Source organism: Frankia sp. CcWB3, assembly GCF_977927595.1.
Genome location: NZ_CDWRCK010000256.1, coordinates 1 through 5,855 on the forward strand (window position 1 = coordinate 1; position 5,855 = coordinate 5,855).

General features: G+C 71.6%; 7 protein-coding genes and 1 pseudogene. 7 read left to right on the forward strand and 1 reads right to left on the reverse strand.

Annotated features, from left to right (window positions below; translation table 11 throughout):
• The first annotated feature begins 237 nt into the window (after positions 1-237).
• The 7 genes from ACY5KJ_RS16800 to pspM all read left to right on the forward strand — a co-directional run bounded on the left by ACY5KJ_RS16800 (position 238) and on the right by pspM (position 5,394).
• A complete protein-coding gene (locus tag ACY5KJ_RS16800; protein WP_462188823.1) occupies positions 238-942 on the forward strand; it encodes a CDP-alcohol phosphatidyltransferase family protein in 705 nt (234 codons plus the stop codon).
• Positions 932-2,233, forward strand: coding sequence for a competence/damage-inducible protein A (locus ACY5KJ_RS16805; RefSeq protein ID WP_462188822.1), 1,302 nt, complete (start codon positions 932-934; stop codon positions 2,231-2,233). The genes ACY5KJ_RS16800 and ACY5KJ_RS16805 overlap by 11 nt, the downstream gene beginning before the upstream one ends.
• 121 nt (positions 2,234-2,354) lie before the next feature.
• The gene (locus ACY5KJ_RS16810; RefSeq protein ID WP_462188820.1) at positions 2,355-2,666 is read left to right on the forward strand and encodes a helix-turn-helix domain-containing protein; all 312 of its coding nucleotides are present in this window, start codon (positions 2,355-2,357) and stop codon (positions 2,664-2,666) included.
• Positions 2,667-2,919: 253 nt separating this feature from the next.
• Positions 2,920-3,387 carry a Dps family protein gene (locus ACY5KJ_RS16815; RefSeq protein ID WP_462188819.1) on the forward strand — a complete coding sequence of 156 codons (468 nt, stop codon included), beginning with the start codon at positions 2,920-2,922 and terminating at the stop codon, positions 3,385-3,387.
• 180 nt (positions 3,388-3,567) lie between these two features.
• Positions 3,568-3,762, forward strand: coding sequence for a hypothetical protein (locus tag ACY5KJ_RS16820; RefSeq protein WP_462188818.1), 195 nt, complete (start codon positions 3,568-3,570; stop codon positions 3,760-3,762).
• Between the two features lie 49 nt (positions 3,763-3,811).
• A complete protein-coding gene (locus ACY5KJ_RS16825; protein WP_462203814.1) occupies positions 3,812-4,615 on the forward strand; it encodes a PspA/IM30 family protein in 804 nt (267 codons plus the stop codon).
• Positions 4,612-5,394 carry a phage shock envelope stress response protein PspM gene (pspM, locus tag ACY5KJ_RS16830; protein ID WP_462188816.1) on the forward strand — a complete coding sequence of 261 codons (783 nt, stop codon included), beginning with the start codon at positions 4,612-4,614 and terminating at the stop codon, positions 5,392-5,394. The genes ACY5KJ_RS16825 and pspM overlap by 4 nt, the downstream gene beginning before the upstream one ends.
• A 281-nt stretch (positions 5,395-5,675) precedes the next feature.
• Here the strand turns inward: pspM and ACY5KJ_RS16835 are convergent.
• Positions 5,676-5,855, reverse strand: a pseudogene (locus tag ACY5KJ_RS16835) (methyltransferase, FxLD system); the annotation flags it as partial.

The window sequence follows — 5,855 nt, forward strand, 5'->3', positions numbered from 1 at the left end:
GGTGGTCACCACCGAGGGTGTCGATCTGATCGCGGAGTTCACCGCGGTGCTCGATCGGGCCCGTCCCACGGCCGCGGTCGCGCGGCCGGCGCCGGACCGGGCGGCGGCCCTCGTGGGCCGGGGCGTCGCGGATGGGACGTGACGGCGTCGGGCGCCGACGCCAGGGGGGAGCGCGGCGAAGGGCCGTCGCCGCTCCCCGCGGAGCCCGTTTCTGCCCCGGTAGTCCCTGCGGCCCCGGTGGTTAATGTCGCCAACCTGCTGACGATCGTGCGGCTGGTGTTGGTGCCGGTCTTCGTGGTCTTCCTGTTCGCCGGGCCCGACGGGCATACCTGGCGGTACGCCGCCTTCGGCGCCTATGCGGTGGCCGCGGTGACCGACCAGATCGACGGCTCCATCGCCCGCCGCTGGCACCTCGTCACCGACTTCGGCATCCTGGTCGATCCGATCGCCGACAAGGCGCTGACCGGTGCCGCGTTGATCTCGCTGTCCGTGCTCGGCGAGCTGCCCTGGCCGGTCACCGTACTGATCCTCCTGCGGGAGGTCGGCGTCACCCTCCTGCGCTTGTGGGTGATCCGCTTCGGGGTGATCGCGGCGAGCCGTGGGGGCAAGGCCAAGACCCTGCTGCTGAACGTCGCGATCGGTCTCTACGTGCTTCCGCTGGCGGGTGTTGCCGCCACGAGCCGGGCTGTGATCCTCGCGGCCGGCGTGGTGGTCGCCATGGTCACCGGGATCGATTATGTCTGTCGAGCTCTCGCGCTGCGGCGGCGGGCCGCGCGGGATCCCGGCGGTGTCACCCCGCCGACGGGCGCGCCATCCACCGGCCTCTCGCCCGGCACCGGCCCCCCGGTACGTCACCGGGGGGCCGGGCCGGCCGGGTCCGCCCCGTCAACGGCGGCCGGACCGACCATCAGGAAGACGGAGGGGCGGACCGATGCGCGCTGAGCTGCTGGCGGTGGGGGACGAACTTCTCTACGGCGACATCGTCAACGGCAACGCGGCCTGGTTGGGTCGGCAGCTGGCCGATGTCGGAGTGACCGTCACGACGTCGACGGTCGTCGGTGACGACATCGACATGATCGCCACGGCGATCCGGGTGGCACTGGACCGGGCTGACGTCGTCATCATGACCGGAGGGCTCGGTCCCACCCAGGACGACCTGACCCGCGAGGGCATCGCCGCCGCGGCCGGCGTCGGCCTGCGCCGGGACGACTTCCTGGAGTCGATGCTGCGGCGACGGTTCCGGGACCTGGGCCGCGGTGACGGTGGCCGGCGCGTGCCCCAGATGAACTACCGGCAGGCGGACCTGCCCGAGGGGGCACAACCGCTGCCGAACGGCGTCGGAACAGCCCCGGGGATACGGATGGAGATCGGGACCGGCGTCGTCTACGCGATGCCCGGTGTGCCGTTCGAGATGAACGACATGTTCACCGCCAGCGTGCTGCCCGACATCCTGCGCCGGGCCGGGCAGCCCGCGGTGGTCGTCCACCGGGTGCTGCGCACGGCGGGCATGTGGGAGTCGGCCGTCGCCGAGGCCCTCGCGGACGAGGTCGACCGGCTTGCCCCGATCGGCAATCCGCGCATCGCGTTCCTGGCCAGCGGTGGCCAGACCCGGGTGCGTATCACGGCCCGGGCCCGGGATCGGGCCGAGGCCGAGATGCTGATCGCACCGGTGGAGACCGCGGCCCGGACCGCGCTGGGCGCCGGGGTGTACGGCGGTGCGGACGACTCCCTCGAAGGCGTGGTCCTGGGGCTGCTCGTCCAGCGGTCGGCGACGCTGGCCGTCGCGGAGTCCATCACCGGGGGGCTGCTCGCCGGGCGGCTGACCGACGTCCCCGGTGCGAGCGCCGCGTTCCGTGGCGGCATCGTCTCCTACGCCACGGAGGTCAAGGCGTCGGCGCTCGGTGTCGACGAGGGTCTGTTGGCCGCCGGGGGCGCGGTGTCGTCGAGGACGGCCGCCGCGATGGCGGCGGGGGTCCGGTCTCGGCTGGGCGCCACTTACGGGTTGTCCACCACGGGAGTCGCGGGCCCGCGGCCACAGGAGGACAAACCGGTTGGCACGCTGCATATCGGCCTGGCCGGACCGGATGGCACCGTCACCCGGTCGGTACGGCTGCCCGGGGACCGGCCGCGCATCCGCACCTACGCGGTGGTGTCCGCGCTGGACCTGGTGCGTCGGCTGCTCGCCGGGCTGCCGAGCAGCGAGATGACCACAACCGGCGACGGCGCGCCCTGACGCGCGAGACTAATCGCCGGACCTGAGGTGCTTACACAGTTACAGTCCCATCAACGAGGGCCCGATGGTTGCGGTGGTGGGTATACGGTGAACGCATCCCGCGGACGAAGGAGGAGGCTCGATGGTCCTGCTCCGACGCATGCTCGGCGAGGCGTTGCGCCGCCGCCGTCAGGATCAGCACCGCACGCTTCGGGAGGTGTCGTCGGCGGCACGGGTGTCGCTCGGCTACCTCTCGGAAGTTGAGCGTGGGCAGAAGGAGGCCAGCTCCGAGCTGCTTGCCGCCATCTGTGACGCACTGGGAGTACGGCTCGCGGACCTGCTGCGCGAGGTGAGTGAGGATCTCGAGCTCGCCGAGCTGGCGGTGCCCGCGCGGGTCGGCGCGCCCACCGTGGTGGTTCCCGCCCGCGCCGCGGTCGTCGACCGGGCGGCCTGAGTTGGGCGTCCGGCGTCTTCCGGCGTCCCGCCGCGTCGGCTGTCCCGTTCACGTGTCCCGTTCACGTTCGGGGTCTGCTCCGTTCATGACGTGCGCTCCGTTCATGATGTAGGTCTCGATGAGGTAGGTCTCGGTAGGTGTCTCGTTCGCGATGTCGGGCTGTGCTGGGCGCCGGGGCGTTCTGGACGCATACGGATCTCTTCACGGGGCACGCCGCAGGGAGCAGATGTCTCCGGCGTGAGAGGGGTCGAGTATGAGCGCCATCCGCAGCCCGTTGTCCGACGGGGCACGAAGCGTCACCGGTGAGGCCATCCAGGGCACGTTGATCGACCTGATCGACCTGTCCCTGTCCGCCAAGCAGCTGCACTGGAACGTCACCGGGCGCACCTTCCGCAGTGTGCATCGCCAACTCGACGAGGTCGTCGACCTGGCGCGTCGTTACGCGGACGCCACCGCCGAACGTGCCGTCGCGATCGGGGTCAACCCGGACGGTCAGTCCTCGACGGTCGCCCGAGGCACCCACCTGCCGGGAGTGGAGGTCGGGTACATCCCGGATGAGAAGGTGATCCGGCAGACGACCGAGGTCCTCGCCGGGGTGGTCACGAGGATGCGTACCCGCATGGACGCGACCGAGAAGGCCGACCCGGTCACCCAGAACCTGATCATCGAGATCGTCCACGACCTGGAGGAGCAGCACTGGATGTTCCAGGCGATGGTGTGAGTCCCGCGCCGGGGGCGGTTTGCCCTCCCCCCGAAAGGGCCATCCCCCGAAAGGGGTTGTCTGGTGGCGGGTGGCGGACCCCTCTGCGACTCTCCCGAGATAGTTCTCGTGGCGCAGGTTGGTGTCGATCGTCGTTCCCGGGCGGGCTCCCGGGCATGGCCCGCAGGGAAAGAAGATCGCGTGAATACCCCCGCGTGGCCGGAGGACGATGACGGCTGGTCGGAGTGCCGGCTAGTCCAGGTGTGCAAGAGCTGTAACGGGTTGGGCGAGCTGCTGGTGGTCTTCGCCACCGCGCGCGGCGGCTTTGTGCCGGCCTGCCGGGCATGTCTGGTCTGCGCGGGACGCGGCCGCACGGCGCTGCAGCCGCCCGTCTGAGTCCGCCGCGGGGTAACCCGCCGCGGCTCCGGCGTGCGACGATCGATGTATGGCGAATGTCGTCCGCAAGATCTACCGCTATCTGTCGGCCTCGGCGAACCGGAAGTTCGACGAGAAGGCCGACCCGCGGGTGCAGATCGACCAGGCCATCGCGGAGGCCCGGCAGCAGCACGAGGCGCTGGTCCAGCAGGCGGCGCTTGTCGTGGGTAACCAGCGTCAGCTGGAGATGCGCATGGCACGCCAGGTGGACGAGGTCGCGAACCTCACCGAGTCCGCCCGGTCCTCGTTGCTGCTGGCTGACAACGCGCGAGCGGCCGGCGATCTGGCCACCGCGGCCGGCTACGAGGAGACGGCCCAGGCGTTCGCCAGCCAGCTGGTCTCGGCGGAGGCATCGCTGGAGGACCTGAAGAACCTGCACCGCCAGGCCGCCGCGTCCGCCCAGCAGGCCCGGACCGCGGTCGAGGACAACACCGTGCGGATGCAACGCCATCTCGCTGAGCGTGCTCGCCTGCTGACACAGATCGAGCACGCCGCCATGCAGGAGCAGATGACCAAGGCGATGGAGGGGATGTCCTCGCTCGCCCCGGCGGGGGACACGCCCACCCTCGGGGAGATCCGCGACAAGGTCGAGCAGCGATACGCGGTCGCTCTCGGGCGCCATGAACTCGCCTCCCAGGGGATGGAGGCGCGGATGATCGAGGTGCGGCGCGCGACCATGGACGCCCGGGCCTCCTCCCGCCTCGCCGAGCTGCGCGGTGACATGGCGGCCGGGGGCCAGCTTCCCGCTGGCGCGGGCGGTTCCGCGGCGTCATCCGGTTCCGCGGTCAAGCCCACCGGCGGTGGGACGCCGTGAGTCGGAAGGCGGGACCGGCCGTGACCGGCTGGCCGGGGTGGGACGGGGTGCCGGGCGGGGCACTGCGGCCGGTGTTGCCGGACTGGGTGCGTGCCGATGTCGAACGCCGGTCGTTGCTGCGGGCCGAACGGCGCGCCGGGCGTGGCGTCCGGTGGGCGCGTCGTCGGGCGGCGGTGACCGCCTTCGGATGGACCGCCGTGGCCGCGGTGACGCCGGTCGCCGCCGTCGTGGACGGCTGGGGCTGGCTGGTTGTGGGCGGCGCGGCGATCATCAGGGCGGGTCTCGCCGGCTGGGAGACGGCCGTGATCCGGCGGGAGGACCGCGGGTTCGCCCTGCCGAGCGCCCCCGCTCCGCCGCCCTGGGCGTTGCGGCACTCGGCGGCCGCCGAGCCGTTGCGCCGTGGCGAGGCGGGTCTGGCGGCGCTCGTCGCGATGGCCCGGACGCTTGCTCCCGGCGCCGCCCGCGGCCCGGTGCGGGCGGCCGTGGCCGGCGCCGCCGATCTGGTGGACGGGCTGCGGGTCACCGCCAGGCGGGTCGTCGCGTGTGAAAGGGCGGCCCGGGCGGTGACGCATCCCGCTCGACGAGCCGAGATCCTGGCGACGAGGAAGGACCTGGTGGCCGGAATGTCGGCGTCGGTGGCCACTCTGGACGACCTGCTGGCAGCGGCCAGCGAGGTCGTGGGCACGGTGGTCGCGTCCTCGCCGGACCTGGCCCGACTGACCCAGCAGATCGAGGCTCTGCGCAGTTATGCAGATGCTCTGCGTGAACTTTCCGGTTGATCGCGGATGTCGACGGTGATCCCGGGTGTCGGTTGCCAGCGAAGATTTCAGTAAGGACCTGCGCTGAGCTGGACAGGGAAATCTGGTGATGAAGGTGTCCAGACAGCGGCCGCTGAGGTGTTGACAGTGCGGACCGCCGTATTCGGCGCGGGCTCCGGTGCAGTCGTAGCTGGTGCGGGGTTTAGACGAATCCGCGATTCAGGAGGCTGCTCAGCCAGACGTGGTCAGCCAGACGTGGTCACCACGTTCTCGATGCTGGGGGCCGTCGGCGCGGTGACCGGTCAGGGCGTGGCGACCATGCGGACGTGGCGCTTGTCGATAACCACGCCGGTGGGCAGGGTCTCGTCGGCCGTTCCGACAGGGTAGGCGGTGATGACGGGCTGGGCGGTGCGGTCGCGGTCGAAGCGGCGAATCTGCTCGACCAGCCGCTCGGCGAGCTGGGCGGCGGCGGGGCCGTGGCT